Here is a 19,283-nt window from a genome sequence, read left to right on the forward strand (position 1 = left end):
GTGACATACATGGGCATCAAGGCTGAAGAAATCAGCAGTCTGATTAAACAACAGATTGAGAATTATGAATCTGAACTTAAAGTAAGCGAAGTTGGTACAGTTATCCGTATTGGTGACGGTATCGCTCTTGCTCATGGCCTCGACAACGCCATGGCTGGAGAGCTTTTAGAGTTCTCTAACGGTGTTATGGGTATGGCTCAAAACCTAGAAGAAGGTAACGTTGGTATCGTAATCCTAGGTCCATACACTGACATCAAAGAAGGCGATGAAGTTCGTCGTACAGGTCGTATCATGGAAGTACCAGTTGGTGAAGAACTAATTGGTCGTGTTGTAAACCCACTTGGTCAACCGGTGGATGGACAAGGTCCTATCAACGCTACAAAATCTCGTCCAATCGAAAGTCCAGCTTTCGGTGTAATGGCTCGTAAATCAGTACACGAACCACTACAAACAGGTATTAAAGCGATCGATGCATTAGTACCAATCGGTCGTGGTCAACGTGAGTTAATTATCGGTGACCGTCAAACTGGTAAAACATCTGTAGCTATCGATACAATTCTTAACCAAGCTGGTGAGAATATGCTTTGTATCTATGTAGCAATTGGTCAAAAAGAGTCTACTGTACGTGGTGTAGTAGAAACGCTTCGTAAAAATGGGGCTTTAGATTATACAATCGTTGTGACAGCTTCTGCTTCTCAACCAGCTCCATTACTATTCTTAGCACCATTTGCTGGTGTATCTATGGCAGAAGAATTCATGCTACAAGGTAAGCACGTGTTAATCGTGTATGATGATCTTACAAAACAAGCATCAGCTTACCGTGAACTTTCACTTCTTCTACGCCGTCCTCCAGGTCGTGAAGCATACCCTGGTGACGTTTTCTACTTACACAGCCGCTTACTTGAACGTGCTGCGAAGTTAAATGAAACATATCAAAATGGTTCGATTACAGCTCTTCCATTCGTTGAGACTCAAGCTGGGGATATCTCTGCATACATCCCAACAAACGTAATCTCCATTACTGATGGACAAATTTTCTTACAATCTGACTTATTCAACTCAGGTGTACGTCCAGCGATTAACGCGGGTCTTTCTGTATCACGTGTAGGTGGATCTGCTCAAATTAAAGCGATGAAAAAAGTTGCGGGTACGCTACGTCTTGACTTAGCAGCATTCCGTGAGCTTGAATCATTTGCTCAATTCGGTTCAGATTTAGATAAAGCAACACTTGCGAAACTTGAGCGTGGTAAACGTACGGTTGAAGTGCTTAAACAAGACCTAAACAAACCGCTTAAAGTTGAAAAACAAGTTGCGATTCTTTATGCATTAACAAAAGGTCACTTAGATGATATTCCAGTACAAGATATCGTTCGCTTTGAATCAGAGTTCTTAAGCTGGTTAGATTCAAACCACACAAACGTTTTAGATCATGTTCGTACGACAAAAGAACTTGCTCCTGACGCGGATTATGAAGCAGCAATCAGTGCATTCAAAAAAACGTTCGCTAAATCAGAATAAGTTCAGTAAGTCACTTGATTAAAAAACAGAAGGTGGTGAAATACCAGTGGTAAACTTACGCGAAATAAAAGGTCGTATAAATTCAACAAAGAGTACGAAGCAAATTACGAAAGCGATGCAGATGGTTTCTTCTTCAAAGTTACGTCGTGCAGAGCAAAATGCTAAAGCGTACGTTCCTTACATGGAAAAAATTCAAGATGTAGTAGGTGCGATTGCTTCAGGAACAAAGGACAGCGGACATCCAATGTTAACCGTGCGTCCTGTTAAGAAAACAGCTTACTTAGTCATTGGATCTGACCGTGGTCTTGCAGGTGCTTATAACTCGAGTATCCTACGACAAGTACAACGTACGATTAATGAGCGTCATAAGTCTAAAGACGAATACGTGGTTTTAGCAGTAGGGCGTGTTGTTCGTGACTACTTTGTGAAACGTGATCATAATGTCATCAGTAATGTTGTCGGTCTACCTGACCAACCGACATTTGCTGATATTAAAGAAATCGCTCGTACTGCTGTTGGTATGTTCATTGATGGTACATATGATGAGCTTTATATGTACTACAATCACTTTGTCAGCGCGATTGCTAATGAAGTGACTGAGAAAAAACTTCTTCCATTAACTGATATTGCCCCTGCTAGCGGTAATGCTTCTTATGAATTTGAGCCATCTGGCGAAGCAATTCTTGAAGTGCTACTACCACAATACGCAGAAAGCTTAATTTATGGCGCTTTATTAGATGGAAAAGCAAGTGAACATGCTTCTCGTATGACGGCTATGAGAAATGCGACAGATAATGCCTCTGACCTTATTTCAGAGCTTTCATTGCAATATAACCGTGCTCGTCAAGCGGCGATTACACAAGAAATTACAGAAATCGTTGGTGGAGCTGCAGCCTTAGAATAGGCAAGCAGCTTCCCAATGTCGTATAAGAATACGATAGGAGGGTACACAGTAATGAATAAAGGACATGTTATTCAAGTAATGGGTCCAGTTGTTGACGTAAAGTTCGACAATGGCCACTTACCAGCAATCTATAACTCATTAACAGTTAAGATTGAACGTCCAAATGAAGAACCAACAATTCTTGCATTAGAAGTTGCGCTTCATTTAGGTGATGATTCTGTTCGTACAATTGCGATGTCATCTACTGATGGCTTACAACGTGGAGCAGAAGTAACAGACTCAGGAAAAGCGATCTCAGTACCAGTTGGTGAAGTTACGCTAGGTCGTGTATTCAACGTACTTGGAGAAGTAATCGACTTAGGTGAAGAAATTCCTGCTGATGCACGTCGTGATTCAATTCACCGTGAAGCACCATCTTTCGAGCATCTTTCAACTACAGTTGAAATTCTTGAAACAGGTATCAAAGTAGTAGACTTGCTTGCACCATACATTAAAGGTGGTAAAATCGGTCTATTCGGTGGTGCCGGTGTAGGTAAAACAGTATTAATCCAAGAATTAATCAATAACATTGCACAAGAGCACTCAGGTATCTCTGTATTCGCTGGTGTAGGTGAGCGTACTCGTGAAGGGAACGACTTATTCTTCGAGATGAGCGATTCAGGCGTTATCAAGCAAACAGCGATGGTATTTGGTCAAATGAATGAGCCACCTGGTGCACGTATGCGTGTAGCTTTAACTGGTTTGACAATGGCAGAATACTTCCGTGATGAACAAGGCCAAGATGTACTTTTATTCATCGACAATATCTTCCGTTTCACGCAAGCTGGTTCTGAGGTTTCTGCCCTATTAGGTCGTATGCCTTCTGCGGTAGGTTACCAACCAACACTTGCAACTGAAATGGGTAAACTACAAGAACGTATCACATCTACAAACAAAGGTTCTGTAACTTCTATCCAAGCGATTTATGTACCAGCCGATGACTATACTGACCCGGCGCCAGCGACAACTTTCGCCCATTTAGATGCAACTACTAACCTTGAACGTAAATTATCTGAAATGGGTATCTACCCTGCGGTTGACCCATTAGCTTCGACTTCTCGTGCATTATCGCCTGAAATCGTAGGCGTTGAGCACTACGCAATTGCTACTGGTGTACAACGTACAATCCAACGTTACCGCGAATTACAAGATATCATTGCAATTTTAGGTATGGATGAGTTATCTGATGAAGACAAACAAACAGTAGAACGTGCTCGTCGTATTCAATTCTTCTTATCACAAAACTTCCACGTGGCGGAGCAATTCACTGGTCAAGCAGGTTCTTATGTGCCTGTTAAAGAGACTGTTCGCTCATTCAAGGAAATCCTTGAAGGTAAATGGGATCACCTACCAGAAGATGCTTTCCGTCTAGTTGGTTCAATTGATGAAGTAGTTGAAAAAGCGAAAAGCATGGGCGTAGAGGTTTAATACTAGGGACGAGGAGGAAAAAATATGAAGACAGTTCAAGTCAATATTGTCACTCCCGACGGCCCAGTATACGATTCTGAAGTATCAATGGTAATTGCTAAAACAACTTCAGGAGAAATCGGTGTTCTTGCAGGCCATATTCCAATGGTTGCTCCACTCGCTATTAGTGCAGTGAAGCTAAAAAAAGAAAACGGTTCGACTGATATTGTTGCAGTTAGTGGTGGTTTCATTGAAGTTCGTCCAGAAAAAATCTCAATTTTAGCGCCGTCTGCTGAAATTGCTGAAAACATCGATGTTCAACGTGCTAAAGAAGCCGTTAAACGTGCTGAAGGACGTCTTCAAAGTAAACAAGACGACATTGATTTCAAACGTGCTGACCTAGCATTAAAACGTGCGTTGAATCGTATCAACGTTCATGAGGGTAATATCTAATTCATTTTTAACGGGCAGATATCGCATCTGCCCGTTTTTTAAAGTAGGAAGAATAATAAGAAGAAATGAGGAGGAAGTATGGAATTATATGAAGCAATAGGACAAGAAGCATTACTAGGTATTTTATCTCATTTATTTTTTATTGCTATTACTTTTTATGCATTACAAGCATTTATGATAGAGAAGTTATTTAAAAAAAATAAAGTTTTTCAAATTCAGCTTATTTATATTTTATTAAGTATTGCAATCGGTTCGGCAGTATCCAATTTCTTCCTTCAGATCTCTGGCTGGTCTGGTAAGCTTCCCTATTTATTTTAAAACATTCCCTATATTCGTCTAATAAAACTTCTACATATTTCAAAGGACTTTATAATCATTTGTGTGGCCCTTTGAGCTATGTAAAAAATCCGTCAATGGGTTTATCATTTGATAGAAATGGAAGTCAGCAACTAAATAAAGATAAAATTTGTTTTTTGTTCACATATTTTTGGGTATGTATTAGAAGTGCACAGGGTATTGGTCATTCACAAAAAAAATTTGCCTGCGTACAATAAATAAATAGCAAAATATCCGAAATTGCCTTAAAATAGTGATTTGGACGCTTGAACGAGCGTTGGAAAAGTTGTACTATAGACTTGTTTGTTTACTGATTATGACATTATACTTCTTTTTAAAATAAAAACTTGTTAGGTTAATAGATTGAATTCGGAGGGACATAGGGTGGATAAAATAATAGTGACAGGTGGCCAAAGGCTACAAGGAAAAGTACGTGTAGAGGGCGCAAAAAATGCAGTGTTACCAATCCTTGCGGCATCTTTACTTGCTTCAAAGGGAGAAAACGTAATTAAAGAAGTCCCCAATTTAGCAGATGTCTTTACAATAAATGAAGTACTTAAAAGTTTAAACGCAGCAGTTACATATATACCTGAAGATAATGCCGTATATATAGATGCCACAAAAGAACTTTCTAGTGAAGCTCAGTTTGAATTTGTTAGTAAAATGCGTGCATCTATATTAGTGATGGGCTCTTTACTGGCTCGTAATGGTTATGCTCGTGTAGCACTACCAGGGGGCTGTGCAATCGGTTCTCGTCCAATTGAATTACATTTAAAAGGCTTTGAAGCAATGGGCGCAAAAATTACCTTTGGCCATGGCTATGTAGAGGCAAAAACAGAAGGTCGTTTAAAAGGGGCAAATGTTTACCTAGATTTCCCGAGTGTTGGTGCAACAGAAAATATTATGACAGCTGCATCTCTTGCAGTAGGGACGACTGTAATTGAAAATGCTGCAAAGGAGCCTGAAATCGTAGACCTTGCGAACTTCATCAATAATATGGGTGGACGTGTGATTGGTGCAGGTACAAATACAATTCGTATCGAAGGTGTTGATACATTGTATGGAGTTGAGCATCATATTATTCCTGATCGTATTGAGGCTGGCACCTTTATGGTAGCAGCAGCGATTACAAAGGGCGATGTGATCATTGAAAATGCGGTGCCTGAGCATATGACAGCTTTAATTGCGAAAATGCGTGAAATGGGTGTAGAAATTACAGAGCTAGATGAGGGCGTACGTGTATGTGTTCCAAATGCTTTAAAAGCTGTTGATATTAAAACAATGCCACACCCAGGTTTCCCAACAGATATGCAATCACAAATGATGGCTTTAATGCTAACTGCAGAAGGTACGAGTATTATTACAGAGACAGTGTTTGAAAATCGCTTTATGCATGTGGAGGAATTCCGTCGCATGAACGCTGGTGCGAAAATTGAAGGACGCTCTGTATTTATCGAAGGACCCGTAAATCTTCAAGGCGCTGAAGTGATGGCAACAGATTTACGCGCTGCGGCTGCACTTATTTTAGCAGGTCTTGTCTCTGAGGGTATTACACGGGTCACAAAGCTTTATCACTTAGATCGTGGCTATGTGGATTTCCATGGCAAATTAGCATCTCTAGGAGCAAATATCGAACGTATTACTGAAGAAGTTGTAACCAAAGAAAACATAACAGTTGAATTACCTGCAAACTAATTTGCTTTCAAAACCCTTTGCTTTTATGAGCAGAGGGTTTTTCATATTAACCAGCAATCTAGCATATTATTTCCTATGAAAAAATGGATGCTTAGTATAGGTGTTATTTGTTTAATGGGAGCGTTATATATGCTGCCTGTAGCGTTTAGTGAGAGACAGGAGGATACAACTTTAACAAAGAAAGAAAATGCCTGTGAAATCTTGATGGAAGTGGAGGGACAAAAAGACAAAATTCCTTTAGAAACGTATATCACAGGCGTAGTGGCAGCAGAGATGCCTGTTTCCTTTCACAAGGAGGCATTGAAAGCACAAGCAATTGCAGCACGCACATATGCATTGAAAACAACAAACTATGGCGAAAAGGCGATTGCTCCAACTGTAGCAAGGCAAGTCTTTTATGATGAGAAGCAAAGAAAAGCGAATTGGGCTAGCAATTTCCTGGGAAATGAACAGAAAATTGTCGAAGCCATTAATGAAACGAAAGGACAAGTTCTGCTTTACCATAATGAGTTAATCACGGCTATGTTTCATTCAACAAGCAATGGTAAAACAGAAAGTGCTTATGGCTATAGTGGAAATGAAATACCATATTTACAAAGTGTTGCAAGTATGGCAGATCAAACATCACCCAAGTTTGAGGCACAACAGGAGTGGACCCTAGCACAATGGAATTCATTATGGCCAATACAATGGCAACCTACTGATTTTAATCGTATACAGCTATTTTATAATGAATCGGGGCGTGTAGAGCGCTTGCAATTAGGAAATAATGTCTGGACAGGGCGAGAGGTTCGTACGCTTCTTGGCATCCCTTCAACTGATTTTACAATGATCTATGATGCCAACACCAAAAAGGTTCATGTCAACACACAAGGCTATGGACATGGGGTAGGCATGAGTCAATATGGAGCGGAGGCAATGGCAAATGAAGGGAAAACAGCTGATGAAATTTTACACTATTATTATCAGGATATTGAAATAAAAAAAATAGATGCATGTTTAAAATAACTTCTAGTTGTTCACACTGCAACTAGAGGTGATGAAAATGAGAGAGGATAAAAATAGTAAAACTTCTCAAAATGAAAATCCAAATCAAAAGGAAAATGGTCAATTACAAAAGAAACCTTGGTTTTGGCCAGCAGTTTACACAGGTGGTGCACTTGTTCTAGCAGGATTGTTATTTGGTTACAATAGTCTCGTATCAAAAGTAGAAGAGGCACCATTACCAGATTTAGCAGAAGTAGAGCCAGGTCCTGTGGTAGAAACAAATGCACGTACTGAAAAATTGAAGTATCCATTCAAAGAAGAGGAACTTAGTAAAGTACAAGTTTTACAAGAGTTTTATGAACTAGAAGCAAATGAAGAATCTCGTGAAAATGCACTAATGGTATTTAATCAAACATTTACAACATCTTCTGGTCTTTCTCTTGCGATGAATGGTGAGGAATTTGAAGTAGTAGCTGCTATGAGTGGAAAGGTGTTAGAAGTGAAGCTAGACGCATTTACAGGTAATAAGATTGTGATTGAGCATCCAAATGGTATGCAAACACATTATAGCTCCATCAAGGATATTGCCGTGAAGGAAGGCGATGAAGTATTGCAAGGTCAAGCTTTAGGAAAAGCAACTGATAACGAATGGAATCAAGCGGCTGGCGTTCACATGCATTTCGAAGTTCTTGAAGACGGAAAGTATATTAATCCGAAAAAACTACTAGCCTTTTAATACACAGTCAGGATTTTGACAGGAAAATGTAAAACGTGTTCTGAATAGCTTTGTCCTTACATAAGGTGAAGAAATGCGCAAATGTGCATCTGATTGCCAAAGCATTTTGTGAAATTGTGTGGAAAGGACGAAGAACGTGCATGAGCACATTCGGAAGCGCTGCATACGCCTCGGTGAATTACTGATTGAGACGCGTGAGACTGTGCGTGTCCTCGCGAAAATGACTGGTTATTCAAAAAGTACGGTGCACAAGGATTTAACAGAGCGATTACCAACAATTCATGAAGGATTAGCTGACCAAGTAAAAGAAATACTCGCCTATCATAAGGCCGTACGTCATATTCGTGGAGGAGAAGCAACAAAAAACAAGTGGAAGGAAAGAGCGAGTCAAGAATGATTCGTTCTTTTTTTGTTGTGTTAGTCGAGCCTTGTCTACTATTTTTGACTAGAAAGAAAACAATCCTATTCACTAAATTTAGGTGAAATTACCAATGTAATATGATAAAATAACCTAGATAAAGAGATAAAATGAACGTTATGTAGTTGGAACTGGCGGGAAGGAGAAATTATAGAATGTTTTCGAAGGATATTGGCATTGACTTAGGAACTGCGAACGTATTAATTCATGTTAAAGGAAAAGGAATCGTCTTAAATGAACCATCTGTGGTGGCGATTGACAAAAAGACAAATAAAGTATTAGCGGTAGGGGAAGAGGCCCGTCAAATGGTAGGGAGAACGCCAGGTAACATCATTGCAATTCGTCCATTACGTGATGGTGTAATTGCAGATTTTGATGTGACAGAAGCAATGCTAAGACATTTCATCAATAAATTAAATGTAAAAGGATTTTTAGCAAAGCCACGTATTTTAATTTGCTGTCCAACGAATATTACAAGTGTTGAGCAAAAAGCGATTCGAGAAGCAGCCGAAAAATCTGGTGGAAAAAAGGTATATTTAGAGGAAGAACCAAAAGTAGCAGCAATTGGTGCAGGTATGGATATCTTTCAGCCAAGTGGCAATATGGTAGTGGATATTGGTGGCGGAACAACAGATGTTGCAGTTCTTTCAATGGGTGATATTGTGACAAGTGAATCCATTAAAGTAGCAGGAGATGTGTTTGATAACGATATTTTACAATATATAAAAAAAGAATATAAACTACTAATCGGTGAACGTACAGCAGAAGCAATTAAGATGACAATCGGTACAGTTTTCAAAGGCAGCCGCAATGATACAATGGATATCCGTGGTCGTGATATGGTAACAGGTCTTCCACGCACAATTTCCATTCACTCTGAGGAGATCGAGCGTGCATTACATGAATCGGTAGCGATGATTGTTCAATCCGCAAAGAATGTCTTAGAAAAAACACCGCCTGAGCTATCAGCCGATATTATTGATCGTGGCGTTATTATTACAGGTGGCGGTGCATTATTGCATGGTATGGACCAGCTCCTAATTGAAGAATTAAAAGTTCCTGTCTTTATTGCAGAGCAGCCAATGGATTGTGTAGCGATTGGGACAGGTATTATGCTTGAAAACATTGATCGTGTGCCAGCATCCTTGTAAAAATAAAATGAGGTGATTTCGTTGTTTAAAGGGTTTTATACAGTTGCAACAGGTATGATTACGCAACAAAGAAGAACAGAATTACTAACCAACAATTTATCAAATGCGAATACACCAGGTTTTAAGGCAGATCAATCCACAATCCGTTCATTTCCAGATATGTTGATGTCGAGCATTGGAAAAACGAATGCGCCTGCCTATCAACAAGCAGGTGCTGAATATATGAGCCAGACAGGCGCTTTAAATACAGGAACCTATTTACAAGAAACTTTGCCAAATTACATACAAGGTCAAATCTATAATACAGATTTTACAACTGATATGGCGTTAATTGATGGAAACTTACCACAGGATGAAGAGGGTGTCATGGGCTCAATCTTTTTCCGCTTAGAACACCCAAATGGTGGTGAAGCCTATACTCGTAATGGTAATTTCACATTAGATGGCCAAGGCTACTTAGTAAATGGACAGGGCTTATATGTGTTGAATGATGCGGGACAACGTATTCAAGTGCCAAATGATGATTTTCGACTCGATGAAAATGGCGCTATTTTTGTGAATGACCAGCAAGTAGCCCGTGTTGGTGTATCATTTGCTGCTAATCCAAACAGGCTATTGAAACAAGATAATGGTCTGCTACGCACAGAAGATGGCGAGAACCTACCTACTGCGTATGGAGCGGCTGACGTTACTTTTACATTACGTCAAAATTATTTAGAAGGCTCAAACGTAGATTCTGGACGCACAATGACAGATTTAATGACAGCCTATCGTGCATTTGAAGCAAATCAAAAGATCTTACAAGCATATGATCGCAGTATGGAAAAGGCTGTTAATGAAATCGGAAGAATTTAACGGGTGAACAGGAGGCGCGTTACAAATGCTACGTACAATGATAACGGCAACAAATACAATGGGGCAATTGCAACATAAGCTCGATACAGTGAGTAATAATATTGCCAATAGTAATACAGTTGGCTTTAAAGCACAGGAAGCAACCTTTAATGAGCTACTTTATCAACAATTTAATAATGATAAGCTGGATCGTTTTGAGCGCCAAACCCCTGTTGGTATCCGTTATGGAACAGGTGCTATGCTTGGACAAATTCAATCCAATCACAAACAAGGGTCATTGCAACAAACAAATCGAGATCTTGACCTAGCTTTCACAAAACCTAAACAATATTTCAATATTTTAATGCCAAATGGTGAAAATGGAACAGAAACAGTGTATACTCGACAAGGTGACTTTTATTTATCGCCATTAGAAAATGGCACTGTTATGCTAGTAACGGCAGAGGGCTATCCAGTAGCCGATGCAGCAGGACAAGCGATTACACTACCAGATACAGTACAAAGCTTTGCTGTTGGTAATGGTGGTGTATTAGAAGCGGCATATCCGAATGGAGATATTATTCGTACGGAGTTAGCTGTAACAGAATTCCAAAAACCGCAATTGATGGAGCATATTGCTGGTTCTTATAGTGGTTTACCGGCTAATCTAGTTGAGCTTGGCTATACACCAGCAGAGGTTCTGACAGAGCTAGCTGGTGCTGACCGTCAGCAAATTGGCATGCAAAGTGGTACATTAGAAATGTCTAATGTCAACCTTTCAAAGGAAATGACAGAACTTATACAAACTCAACGTTCTTATCAATTCAATGCAAGGGCAGTTACATTAGCAGACCAAATGCTTGGATTAATTAATGGTATTCGATAGTAAGTCACCCAAAACCGCATAGTAAGGAATGAAGAGGAGTACAATCTATGACAAACGATTCACGTCGACGTTCTGTGCCGACACAAGAAACCGATACGCAACCAGAAGAGAAAGAACGCCGCTCAAATGGAGACCAACGCGAGGTTCGATGGGTGCAAATCCGACTGATTCCGATTTGGTTACGCATTGTAATTGTTCTCATTTTAGTTGTTGCTGCCGCAGCTTTGGGCGCAATGTTTGGCTTCAGTGTTATTGGAGAAGGAAATGCTATGGATATTTTTAAAAAAGAAACATGGCAACATATATTTGATATTATGAATGGTAAAGAATAGTATTATTCTTTACCTTGCTTTGTGTATACATACTTAATTTTGAGGGGGAGATAATATGTTAACAGCAGAACAAATTCAAGCTATTTTACCACATCGCTACCCATTTTTATTTGTAGATCGCATTTTGGAATTAGAAGAAGGAAAGCGTGCAGTAGGCCTAAAAAATGTGTCCATCAACGAGGACTTTTTTAATGGCCATTTTCCAGGCTATCCAGTAATGCCGGGTGTATTAATTGTAGAGGCATTAGCACAAGTAGGAGGAGTAGCTTTATTAAATGCCGAGCAATTTAAGGGACGTTTAGCCTTTTTAACAGGCATTGATAATTGTCGCTTTAAACGTCAAGTTGTACCTGGCGATCAGCTTAAGCTTGAAGTCGAGTTTGTGAAACTTCGTGGTGCAATGGGCAAAGGTCATGGCATAGCAACAGTTGATGGCGAACTTGTCTGTGAAGCGGATATTCTTTTTGCTATTGGACCAGAGCAATCGACACAAGCTTGATTTGCATTTATAGATCAAAAGATATAAAATAAATAAGTCAAGTCAAAAATTGATTGAGTCTGTTCTTAAATTGCGATGGTAAATAAGCGATTGTGAATTGAAATAGATGTGATTTTTAGGTTGTACAAACGTAGGAGGATTATTAAGATGTATAAGGAATTGTCTTCAGGTATTAAAATTAGCATTACTCGTTCGATTTCAACATCTTTTGAAGCATACTTAGCAAGTATTGACTGGGATGAAGAGCGTTTTTCTATGGAAGACTTCATTGCAAGCTGGCAAATGTATTTTCAAGAAAATGCCGCATGGATTGAAAAAATCCCAGCTGACACATTGATGAGTACAGAGTTCCATGAAGAGATGGCACAAAAAATCGATGAGGTCATTGCGAAAATTTTAAATGAAGAACCAACAGCAAAGCAAATTGCAACAATCGAAGCATTGCAAAAAGAGCTAGGTACAAATTATAGTTATGACTGTAAAGCAGAAGCAGCATATATTGAGCAATTATTAAAAGAAAAACGAAAATAGTTTGTACAAAAATCGGATAGTTCCCTCCTTTCCCGGGCAATCTATGTAGGATCACAAATACAGCTGATGTATTTGATGACATAGTACCGAAGAAAGGAGGTTTTTTATTATGTGGAAAATGTCATTTTTAACGATTATTCTAGCTACTGTATTCCTTGGTGGCTGTAACTGGGGTGATCGAGCAGTAGAGGATCGTCCGATGAGGGATGTCGAGAATGATGTTCGCCGTGGTGTGGATGATGTCGAGGATGCATTAGAACCAAATGACCGTAATGGTACCTATGACCGCAATGTAAATGGTGTTGACCGAGGTACGATAAATGAAAATACAACGGTGCCTGAAGCGACAACACCTGGTTCAAATGCCGATATCAACAGTACGAATGGTTATGACAACACACCAAATGCAAATGGAGTAAACGGCGTTGAACGTAATGACAACGTAAACAACAATAATAATGATGTTGTCGATGAAAAGGTCAACGAGACTGAAAAGTATCGTGATAGCATGAACAACCGATAATAAAAAAAGAGTGCTTCCTAAAAAAGGGAAACACTCTTTTTTCATTTTTTTACACCTAGTATCACATTAAAGTGACATTAAGAATTTACATAAAAATGGGGATTTGTCCAACAAAAAACGATGCAGTCATTTGCATCGTCATTAGTCATTTTTCAATTTTGGCCGCTGTTTCATATCATTTTTAAAGCGTTCCAGTAAATTTTCTAAGGACACACCTTCAGCCAGTAGCTCGGAAAGTAATTGTTCAGCATATTTAGAGCGCTTTATTTTAAGCGTACCTTTTAATAGCACTGAAATATGATCACCAATTTCTTGAATAGTATGTACAATCACCTGAAAAGGAGCAGGTTCATTATCTGGGAATGAGATTACTACACGTACATTAAAGACGGTACCAGCTGCTAAAAGCTCATCGAAGGTTGGGCGATATTGTTGCTCCATAAATAACTCAAGAATCCAAGATTGATGGCTATTCTCCTGATTAATAATAATGCCATCAATTAAAGGGAATGGTTGCACGCCATCTTTTGTGACAAGGTCAAAGGAAAGCATTTTAAAGGTTTTCATTACATATATTCCTCCTTAGTCTGTCATTTCTTTAGTATAACATATGAAGATGCATGTTCTACGTTATTAAAAACTGCAAAAATGCTAATTTAGTGAAATAGCGTTGATCACTACAGCCTCAAGCATCAACACTTCCAAATTAATAAAAAACAGAAAAATAAAAATACGAATTTACACACTTTATGCTTAAAAATGCCTAAAAATTATCAATATCGAATTTTGCTAATAAAAGCATCCTTTTGTAAGATAAGAGCAATCAAAAGCAAAGGAGGTGAACGAATGAACCAAGTCGGACTGGTCGGAAGGTTTACTAAAGATCCAGTGTTACGCTATTTATCTGGTAATCGTGTGCAGACTCATTTTTCACTTGCCATTAACCGCAATTATAAAAATAGCCGAGGGGAAATAGATGCTGATTTTATTTTTTGCACAGCTTGGGGAAGGCTTGCAGAGCATATTGTCAAATATTGCGGTAAAGGCTCATTGGTTGGCGCAAATGGTCGCATTCAATCAAGATCATTTATAAACGAAGAAAGCACAAAGATTTTTATGACAGAGATAGTGATAGAAGATGTTCGATTTTATCAGCTAAAACCAAGGAATAGTGACGAAGCGATAGCATCGACACAGCCACCGAAGGAACAGGAAGACTTAAAGGATTTTGTACTGCCAGGAACGTAGGTTGTTCAATTTTACATACGGCGCAAGAGAAAATCATTGTCTGATCCGCCATTCTCCTTATATTCCTTGCACCGTAATAATAAGAAAGGGGTGATGTGTACCATTTATAACAACCGTTGCTGAAGACCGCACAGCAATGAACCATTCAACACAACTAAATAAGGAAATGAAGTAAGTAGGGAAAAAGAAGTAAAAGTATGGTTCCGCTAAAAGAGCGCCAAGAATATTTGACTCTTGGCGCATCTGATTAGTATATATCCAATGTTAATAAATCACGTAATTCCTGATCCTCTAATTCAGTTAACCATTGACTTGATTGAATTAGTTCTTCTGATAATGCAGATTTCTGCACCAGCATTTTATCAATTTTTTCTTCAATCGTGCCAATTGTTACAAATTTATGGACTTGCACAAACTGTGTTTGCCCGATTCGATAAGCACGATCTGTTGCTTGGTTTTCAACTGCTGGATTCCACCATCTATCCGCATGTAAAACTTGGTTAGCAGCTGTTAAATTAAGCCCTGTTCCACCTGCTTTTAAAGAGAGGATAAATATAGGGAAATCTCCTGCCTGAAAAGCTTCTACTAAGCGGTCACGCTGCTGCTTAGGCATGGCACCAGTTAAGAATGGTGCATCCACATTATATAATTCACTTAAACAATGCTGTAGCAATTGTCCCATCCCTATATATTGTGTAAAGATAAGACATTGCTCCCCATTGTCTACAATCTCAGCAGCCATTTGCACAATGCGCTCCAATTTTGTCGAACGTGCAAGCATTGTTTCGGCATCCTCGAAAGGTTCCTTCAAATATAGGGCAGGATGATTACATAGTTGCTTTAATTTACTAAGCATTTTTAGAACGCGTCCCTTTTTTTGGAAGCCTGTTAACTGCTCTAGCTGGTCAAGTGTCTCTAAAATATAGCCTTCATATAGAGAGGCTTGCTCAGCTGTTAATGGGCAATACTCATTCGATTCGAGTTTATCTGGCAAATTAAGCTGTAAATGCGGATCACGTTTTGTACGACGTAATAAAAATGGTTGAATTTTAGCCCGCAGCTTTTGCTTATGCGCCTCAGATTCATCACGTTCAATCGACATAATAAATTCTTCATTGAAACGGCTAAAGCTACCAAAATAGCCCTTATGAATAAAATCAAAAATAGCCCACAGCTCAGATAAACGGTTTTCTATAGGTGTACCAGTGAGGGCAATATGATGGGCTCCCTGTAATTTACGAATAGCCTTTGATTGCAGGGTTTGCATATTTTTAATGTTCTGCGCCTCATCAAGCACAACGGTTGCCCAATTCATCTCCTGTAAAAACTCAGCATCCTGTGATACTGTGCCATAGGTAGATAAAATAACTTGTGGTTGCTCAGCTGCCACTAGCTGTTTAAACATATCATTCTTTGATCGGTTTGTCTGATAATGCGTATGCACAGTCAAGGAAGGTGCAAAGCGAGCAAGCTCTTTTTGCCAGTTACCGAGTACCGAGGTTGGACAAATAATGATAGAGGGCTTTGGATGATCTGTTATTTCTTCAACATGAAGAAGATAGGATATAAGTTGAACGGTTTTCCCTAGACCCATATCATCAGCTAAGCAAGCACCAAAACCTTGGTGACGCATAAAGACTAACCATTCAAAGCCTTCTTGCTGATAAGGGCGTAATTCTGCCTGTAAAGTGGCTGGAACTCGTACAGCAGGTAATCCTTTTTTCTCTAAAAGCTGCTCCATATAGGCTTTCAAGGATTGCTGTATTTCTAAGGCAAATAGAGGGTCATCTCTCATTGCATCATCGGCATCTTCTTCCTCAAGAGGAGCGGATAAGTCTTCAGGTAATTCTCTAAATAGTAATTCGCGAACAGTCCAACTTTCATCTTCAGCCTGCTGCATCAATACACGCATTTCCTGCATCCAATGAGCATCTACACGAAACCATTCCGTACCGATACGAATAAATTCACGTTTCTCATCGACAAGCCTTTTAAATTGCTCAGGAGAAATTGATTGTCCGTTCATAGAAAATTGCCATTTAAATGTTAAAATATCCTCTAATCCAGCTACCTTTTTTGTCGCTACATTGCTAGTCGTAACGCGCACACGCATTTTAGATTGTTTTAAATCCTTTAGCCATGCAGGTAGCACAACATCAAAACCAAGTGCCTGCAATCTAGCAAGGTCCTCACGTAAAAATAATCGTACCTCAGCATCTTCAAGTGCTGTCCGAATAAAAATATCACTCCTTATAGCATCCTTAGATAAAAGTTCTACAATTTGCTGTTGCTGCTGTTCAATTTCATCCGCAAACATTTGCCACTTTGTAGGAAGAGCCTCTACTATCGGTAAAGATTGCTTACGAATAGCAGGAGTCCAATAATTTTTCGTCGTAGCTGTACTAAGAACTGTTTCTACTAGCCATACGTCGGAATCCTCCTCTGGCTCACTTAATCGTAAAGATACCGAAACTGTTCCAGCTTGGCGCGATTGTTCTAATGGCCAACCGCCACGTAAGAAAAAGGGCAAAAGCTTTGGTAAATCAGATAAAATTAAGCCAACTTGTGAAAGCTTTTGTTGCACAGCTATTTCTAATAATGCTGAATCTACATCCTCAATTGAAAATGCTAAGGAGGAAAAATCCTCTGCAATAACAGCGTGTGACCATAGTGATGGCTCTTGCCAGTATTGCTGTAATGCCACTACTTTATCTAGCCACACCTTACTTTCCTTATCCACGCCATACCAGCTAATAAAGGGATGCTGGTAGCATGGGGAAAAAATATCGAGAAGCTCAGCACTTGAAACTTCAATTGTAAAATCAGCTCGATTTGTTAATAAACCATAAATGTTTGCTTCATAGCTAAAAAACAATGAAGAAATAAAGGTGTCGACATCAATAATTTTGCCGTCAGCCGTAAAGCCCTGTAGCGTAAAATATCCTTCCCGAGCTTCTTCAATACGAAGCTGTTGAGCTTTGGAAAACGGGGAAGGAGCATTGATAGTGATCATACTAAGTTTCCTTTCTCAATTTCTTCTTGTAATGCACGAAGTCGTTTATATTCTGTGCGAATGGTATTCATGTATGTTTCAAAGTAAGCTGTTTTACCTGCTCGCTTTGCGGCACTACGCATACTTTTCCAAATGCGGACAGCCTGCTTATAATTTATGCGTGATTTTTGTGTAACTTCAGCCATTGCATAGACATGATAGAGGGGCAAGACCGTAGCAGGCTCAACCTGCAGCACATCCTTTAATCCACACATCTCTAAATAAGAAAGTGATGAAGGGTTTAACTGATGGAGAGCAGCCCATTCACGATAACGCCCTTTCTTTATCAAAAAGTTTGAAAACGGCTGAATACCATATACACCAAAGGCACTATATAACATTACTTCTTCCTTCTCAGTAAGCTCGATTTCATCAAACAGCAGCTGGAATTGTCGCACATATGGAGCGCGCTGCACAACAGGTAGAACAGCCTGTAAAAAAGCTTCTAATAGTGGAAGGATAGCACGCAAAATAACTGCTAGTGCATGAGATTCACCAGCACGTTGAGCAAAGGTAGCAAGCTCAAATAATTCTTGCATTTGTGATAGATCGACCTGTGCCAAATTTTCTTGTAGCAAATCCTCTTTTTGCAGTAGCACGTAAAATAATAGCTGTAACGATGATAAAGAAATTTCCTCTGGAGGATTTTCTAAATGATTTAAGTATACTAGTTCCTGTTCACGCCGTGACTTCTCATAAAAGAGCACTGCCCAAAGCAGCATATACAGGTGAAGTCGAACTGGAAATAATCCTTTTCGCTCTAATAAAAACTCTCTCACTAGCTCCTGCAATGCATCGTAAAACGGATCAGTTGCAAAAAGGCGAGAACGATTGGTGAGCTCTGCTAGGATGTTCTCAAACGATTGATTGCTTTGATCGATAAAGTATTTCATATACGGTGAATCCAATGAATGTCCAGGTGTTTCATTTAAGTGACGCCATATTGTATTTAAAATGGCTAATTCCATAAAGAGCTTATAAAGAGGCTGCCATTCTCGCTCATAGGGCATATGTCGACGAAGACGTTCTAAAGCATCTGTTCTTATAGCTGAAAGTCCATACCCTTCTAAAATTCGGCCAGGTGGCAATAATCGTTTCATTACCTCGCCAACCATCAACTCCCAGCTTTGTGGACTACGATCAGCGGCTAAGGTTTTTAGTTGGGCAGATTTTTGCGCCCGCCAAGCACTTGACCAATCTTGAACAGAATCAAAATATTGATAAAGAGCAAGCAATGCACCAACTTGATGTCTACACCATTTTATTTGAGGGCAGTTACAGCGTAGCTCCTCTTTGAAAAAATCAATTTCAACAGAAGCTGGTCTGACATCCTGAACGCTTGCATATAGTATAGAACTTACGCCATTGAAGCGTTCAAACACAATGGATTTATTCCTTACAGAAAAGACAGCACGACGTACTAGCTCTTCATCTTCTGTAGAGGAAGGATGTAGACCTTGTTCAACTTCTTTTAATTTGGTTAACACGAATTCTTGATGATCTTTCGCTAATTGCGATATAGACAATGCCATAACCTTACCCCTTTCATCTATTTCACATGGTTAATTGCTATAAAGAGAACCTTCAATCAATGAGGGTTCTTCATCCCCACCTAAACATTTTGTAGTGGGATCTTACAGCCTGTTAATATGGGATAAAGGAAAAAAAGACTGTCTTTCCATTATACGATTAAAACACGCCAATGATAAGCTGAATGATCAGAAAGAAAAAAAT

General features: G+C 39.3%; 20 protein-coding genes. 17 read left to right on the forward strand and 3 right to left on the reverse strand.

The window, feature by feature from the left end; all coding sequences use genetic code 11:
- The first annotated feature begins 9 nt into the window (after positions 1–9).
- From atpA to MHB44_RS03500, 16 genes are all read left to right on the forward strand, one after another.
- The gene (atpA, locus tag MHB44_RS03425) at positions 10–1,518 is read left to right on the forward strand and encodes a F0F1 ATP synthase subunit alpha (RefSeq protein WP_053993115.1); all 1,509 of its coding nucleotides are present in this window, start codon (positions 10–12) and stop codon (positions 1,516–1,518) included.
- Between the two features lie 46 nt (positions 1,519–1,564).
- Positions 1,565–2,422 (forward strand): ATP synthase F1 subunit gamma, encoded by an 858-nt coding sequence (gene atpG, locus MHB44_RS03430; protein ID WP_341301595.1) that lies wholly within the window; start codon positions 1,565–1,567, stop codon positions 2,420–2,422.
- Between the two features lie 51 nt (positions 2,423–2,473).
- A complete protein-coding gene (gene atpD / locus MHB44_RS03435; RefSeq protein ID WP_341301596.1) occupies positions 2,474–3,889 on the forward strand; it encodes a F0F1 ATP synthase subunit beta in 1,416 nt (471 codons plus the stop codon).
- Positions 3,890–3,913: 24 nt separating this feature from the next.
- A complete protein-coding gene (locus MHB44_RS03440; RefSeq protein WP_053993112.1) occupies positions 3,914–4,321 on the forward strand; it encodes a F0F1 ATP synthase subunit epsilon in 408 nt (135 codons plus the stop codon).
- Between the two features lie 78 nt (positions 4,322–4,399).
- Complete coding sequence (locus tag MHB44_RS03445) at positions 4,400–4,639, forward strand: DUF1146 family protein (protein WP_053993111.1); 240 nt, start codon at positions 4,400–4,402, stop codon at positions 4,637–4,639.
- Between the two features lie 402 nt (positions 4,640–5,041).
- Complete coding sequence (gene murA / locus MHB44_RS03450) at positions 5,042–6,352, forward strand: UDP-N-acetylglucosamine 1-carboxyvinyltransferase (RefSeq protein ID WP_341301597.1); 1,311 nt, start codon at positions 5,042–5,044, stop codon at positions 6,350–6,352.
- 75 nt (positions 6,353–6,427) lie between these two features.
- Positions 6,428–7,360 (forward strand): stage II sporulation protein D, encoded by a 933-nt coding sequence (spoIID, locus tag MHB44_RS03455; protein WP_341301598.1) that lies wholly within the window; start codon positions 6,428–6,430, stop codon positions 7,358–7,360.
- A 37-nt stretch (positions 7,361–7,397) separates the two neighbouring features.
- Complete coding sequence (locus tag MHB44_RS03460; protein ID WP_341301599.1) at positions 7,398–8,075, forward strand: M23 family metallopeptidase; 678 nt, start codon at positions 7,398–7,400, stop codon at positions 8,073–8,075.
- A gap of 136 nt (positions 8,076–8,211) precedes the next feature.
- A complete protein-coding gene (locus MHB44_RS03465; protein WP_004269485.1) occupies positions 8,212–8,472 on the forward strand; it encodes a sporulation transcriptional regulator SpoIIID in 261 nt (86 codons plus the stop codon).
- A 176-nt stretch (positions 8,473–8,648) separates the two neighbouring features.
- Entirely contained in the window at positions 8,649–9,644 is a 996-nt protein-coding gene (locus MHB44_RS03470) for a rod shape-determining protein (RefSeq protein WP_053993107.1), read from the forward strand.
- Positions 9,645–9,665: 21 nt separating this feature from the next.
- Positions 9,666–10,499, forward strand: a complete 834-nt coding sequence (locus tag MHB44_RS03475; RefSeq protein WP_341301600.1) for a flagellar hook-basal body protein — start codon at positions 9,666–9,668, stop codon at positions 10,497–10,499.
- Between the two features lie 25 nt (positions 10,500–10,524).
- Positions 10,525–11,364, forward strand: coding sequence for a flagellar hook-basal body protein (locus tag MHB44_RS03480; RefSeq protein WP_341301601.1), 840 nt, complete (start codon positions 10,525–10,527; stop codon positions 11,362–11,364).
- A gap of 47 nt (positions 11,365–11,411) precedes the next feature.
- Entirely contained in the window at positions 11,412–11,696 is a 285-nt protein-coding gene (locus MHB44_RS03485) for a DNA-directed RNA polymerase subunit beta (RefSeq protein ID WP_053993104.1), read from the forward strand.
- Positions 11,697–11,751: 55 nt separating this feature from the next.
- Positions 11,752–12,195, forward strand: coding sequence for a 3-hydroxyacyl-ACP dehydratase FabZ (gene fabZ, locus MHB44_RS03490; protein WP_053993103.1), 444 nt, complete (start codon positions 11,752–11,754; stop codon positions 12,193–12,195).
- Between the two features lie 147 nt (positions 12,196–12,342).
- A complete protein-coding gene (locus tag MHB44_RS03495) occupies positions 12,343–12,726 on the forward strand; it encodes a hypothetical protein (RefSeq protein ID WP_341301602.1) in 384 nt (127 codons plus the stop codon).
- A gap of 109 nt (positions 12,727–12,835) precedes the next feature.
- Positions 12,836–13,249, forward strand: a complete 414-nt coding sequence (locus tag MHB44_RS03500; protein WP_341301603.1) for a hypothetical protein — start codon at positions 12,836–12,838, stop codon at positions 13,247–13,249.
- A gap of 141 nt (positions 13,250–13,390) precedes the next feature.
- Here MHB44_RS03500 and MHB44_RS03505 read toward each other — a convergent pair whose 3' ends face one another.
- Positions 13,391–13,816: a YwpF family protein gene (locus tag MHB44_RS03505; protein WP_341301604.1), complete on the reverse strand. Its 426-nt coding sequence runs from the start codon at positions 13,814–13,816 to the stop codon at positions 13,391–13,393.
- Between the two features lie 279 nt (positions 13,817–14,095).
- Here MHB44_RS03505 and ssb point away from each other — a divergent pair, with 279 nt between their 5' ends.
- Entirely contained in the window at positions 14,096–14,497 is a 402-nt protein-coding gene (ssb, locus tag MHB44_RS03510; RefSeq protein WP_053993099.1) for a single-stranded DNA-binding protein, read from the forward strand.
- A gap of 247 nt (positions 14,498–14,744) precedes the next feature.
- Here the strand turns inward: ssb and MHB44_RS03515 are convergent, their stop codons facing one another.
- Positions 14,745–17,510, reverse strand: a complete 2,766-nt coding sequence (locus MHB44_RS03515; RefSeq protein WP_341301605.1) for a DEAD/DEAH box helicase — start codon at positions 17,508–17,510, stop codon at positions 14,745–14,747.
- Positions 17,507–19,081 carry a hypothetical protein gene (locus MHB44_RS03520; protein WP_341301606.1) on the reverse strand — a complete coding sequence of 525 codons (1,575 nt, stop codon included), beginning with the start codon at positions 19,079–19,081 and terminating at the stop codon, positions 17,507–17,509. Before MHB44_RS03520 ends, MHB44_RS03515 begins: the two co-directional genes overlap by 4 nt.
- Between the last annotated feature and the right edge of the window lie 202 nt (positions 19,082–19,283).

The sequence above is a fragment of the Lysinibacillus sp. FSL H8-0500 genome (genome assembly GCF_038051955.1).
Classification (GTDB): domain Bacteria; phylum Bacillota; class Bacilli; order Bacillales_A; family Planococcaceae; genus Lysinibacillus; species Lysinibacillus macroides.

Coding starts and splice junctions, on each gene's coding strand:
- atpA (WP_053993115.1), top strand. CDS start 10: ATGGGCATCAAGGCTGAAGAAATCAGCAGTCTGATTAAACAACAGATT.
- atpD (WP_341301596.1), top strand. CDS start 2,474: ATGAATAAAGGACATGTTATTCAAGTAATGGGTCCAGTTGTTGACGTA.
- MHB44_RS03440 (WP_053993112.1), top strand. CDS start 3,914: ATGAAGACAGTTCAAGTCAATATTGTCACTCCCGACGGCCCAGTATAC.
- MHB44_RS03445 (WP_053993111.1), top strand. CDS start 4,400: ATGGAATTATATGAAGCAATAGGACAAGAAGCATTACTAGGTATTTTA.
- spoIID (WP_341301598.1), top strand. CDS start 6,428: ATGAAAAAATGGATGCTTAGTATAGGTGTTATTTGTTTAATGGGAGCG.
- MHB44_RS03460 (WP_341301599.1), top strand. CDS start 7,398: ATGAGAGAGGATAAAAATAGTAAAACTTCTCAAAATGAAAATCCAAAT.
- MHB44_RS03470 (WP_053993107.1), top strand. CDS start 8,649: ATGTTTTCGAAGGATATTGGCATTGACTTAGGAACTGCGAACGTATTA.
- MHB44_RS03480 (WP_341301601.1), top strand. CDS start 10,525: ATGCTACGTACAATGATAACGGCAACAAATACAATGGGGCAATTGCAA.
- MHB44_RS03485 (WP_053993104.1), top strand. CDS start 11,412: ATGACAAACGATTCACGTCGACGTTCTGTGCCGACACAAGAAACCGAT.
- fabZ (WP_053993103.1), top strand. CDS start 11,752: ATGTTAACAGCAGAACAAATTCAAGCTATTTTACCACATCGCTACCCA.
- MHB44_RS03495 (WP_341301602.1), top strand. CDS start 12,343: ATGTATAAGGAATTGTCTTCAGGTATTAAAATTAGCATTACTCGTTCG.
- MHB44_RS03500 (WP_341301603.1), top strand. CDS start 12,836: ATGTGGAAAATGTCATTTTTAACGATTATTCTAGCTACTGTATTCCTT.
- MHB44_RS03505 (WP_341301604.1), bottom strand. CDS start 13,816: ATGAAAACCTTTAAAATGCTTTCCTTTGACCTTGTCACAAAAGATGGC.
- ssb (WP_053993099.1), top strand. CDS start 14,096: ATGAACCAAGTCGGACTGGTCGGAAGGTTTACTAAAGATCCAGTGTTA.
- MHB44_RS03515 (WP_341301605.1), bottom strand. CDS start 17,510: ATGATCACTATCAATGCTCCTTCCCCGTTTTCCAAAGCTCAACAGCTT.
- MHB44_RS03520 (WP_341301606.1), bottom strand. CDS start 19,081: ATGGCATTGTCTATATCGCAATTAGCGAAAGATCATCAAGAATTCGTG.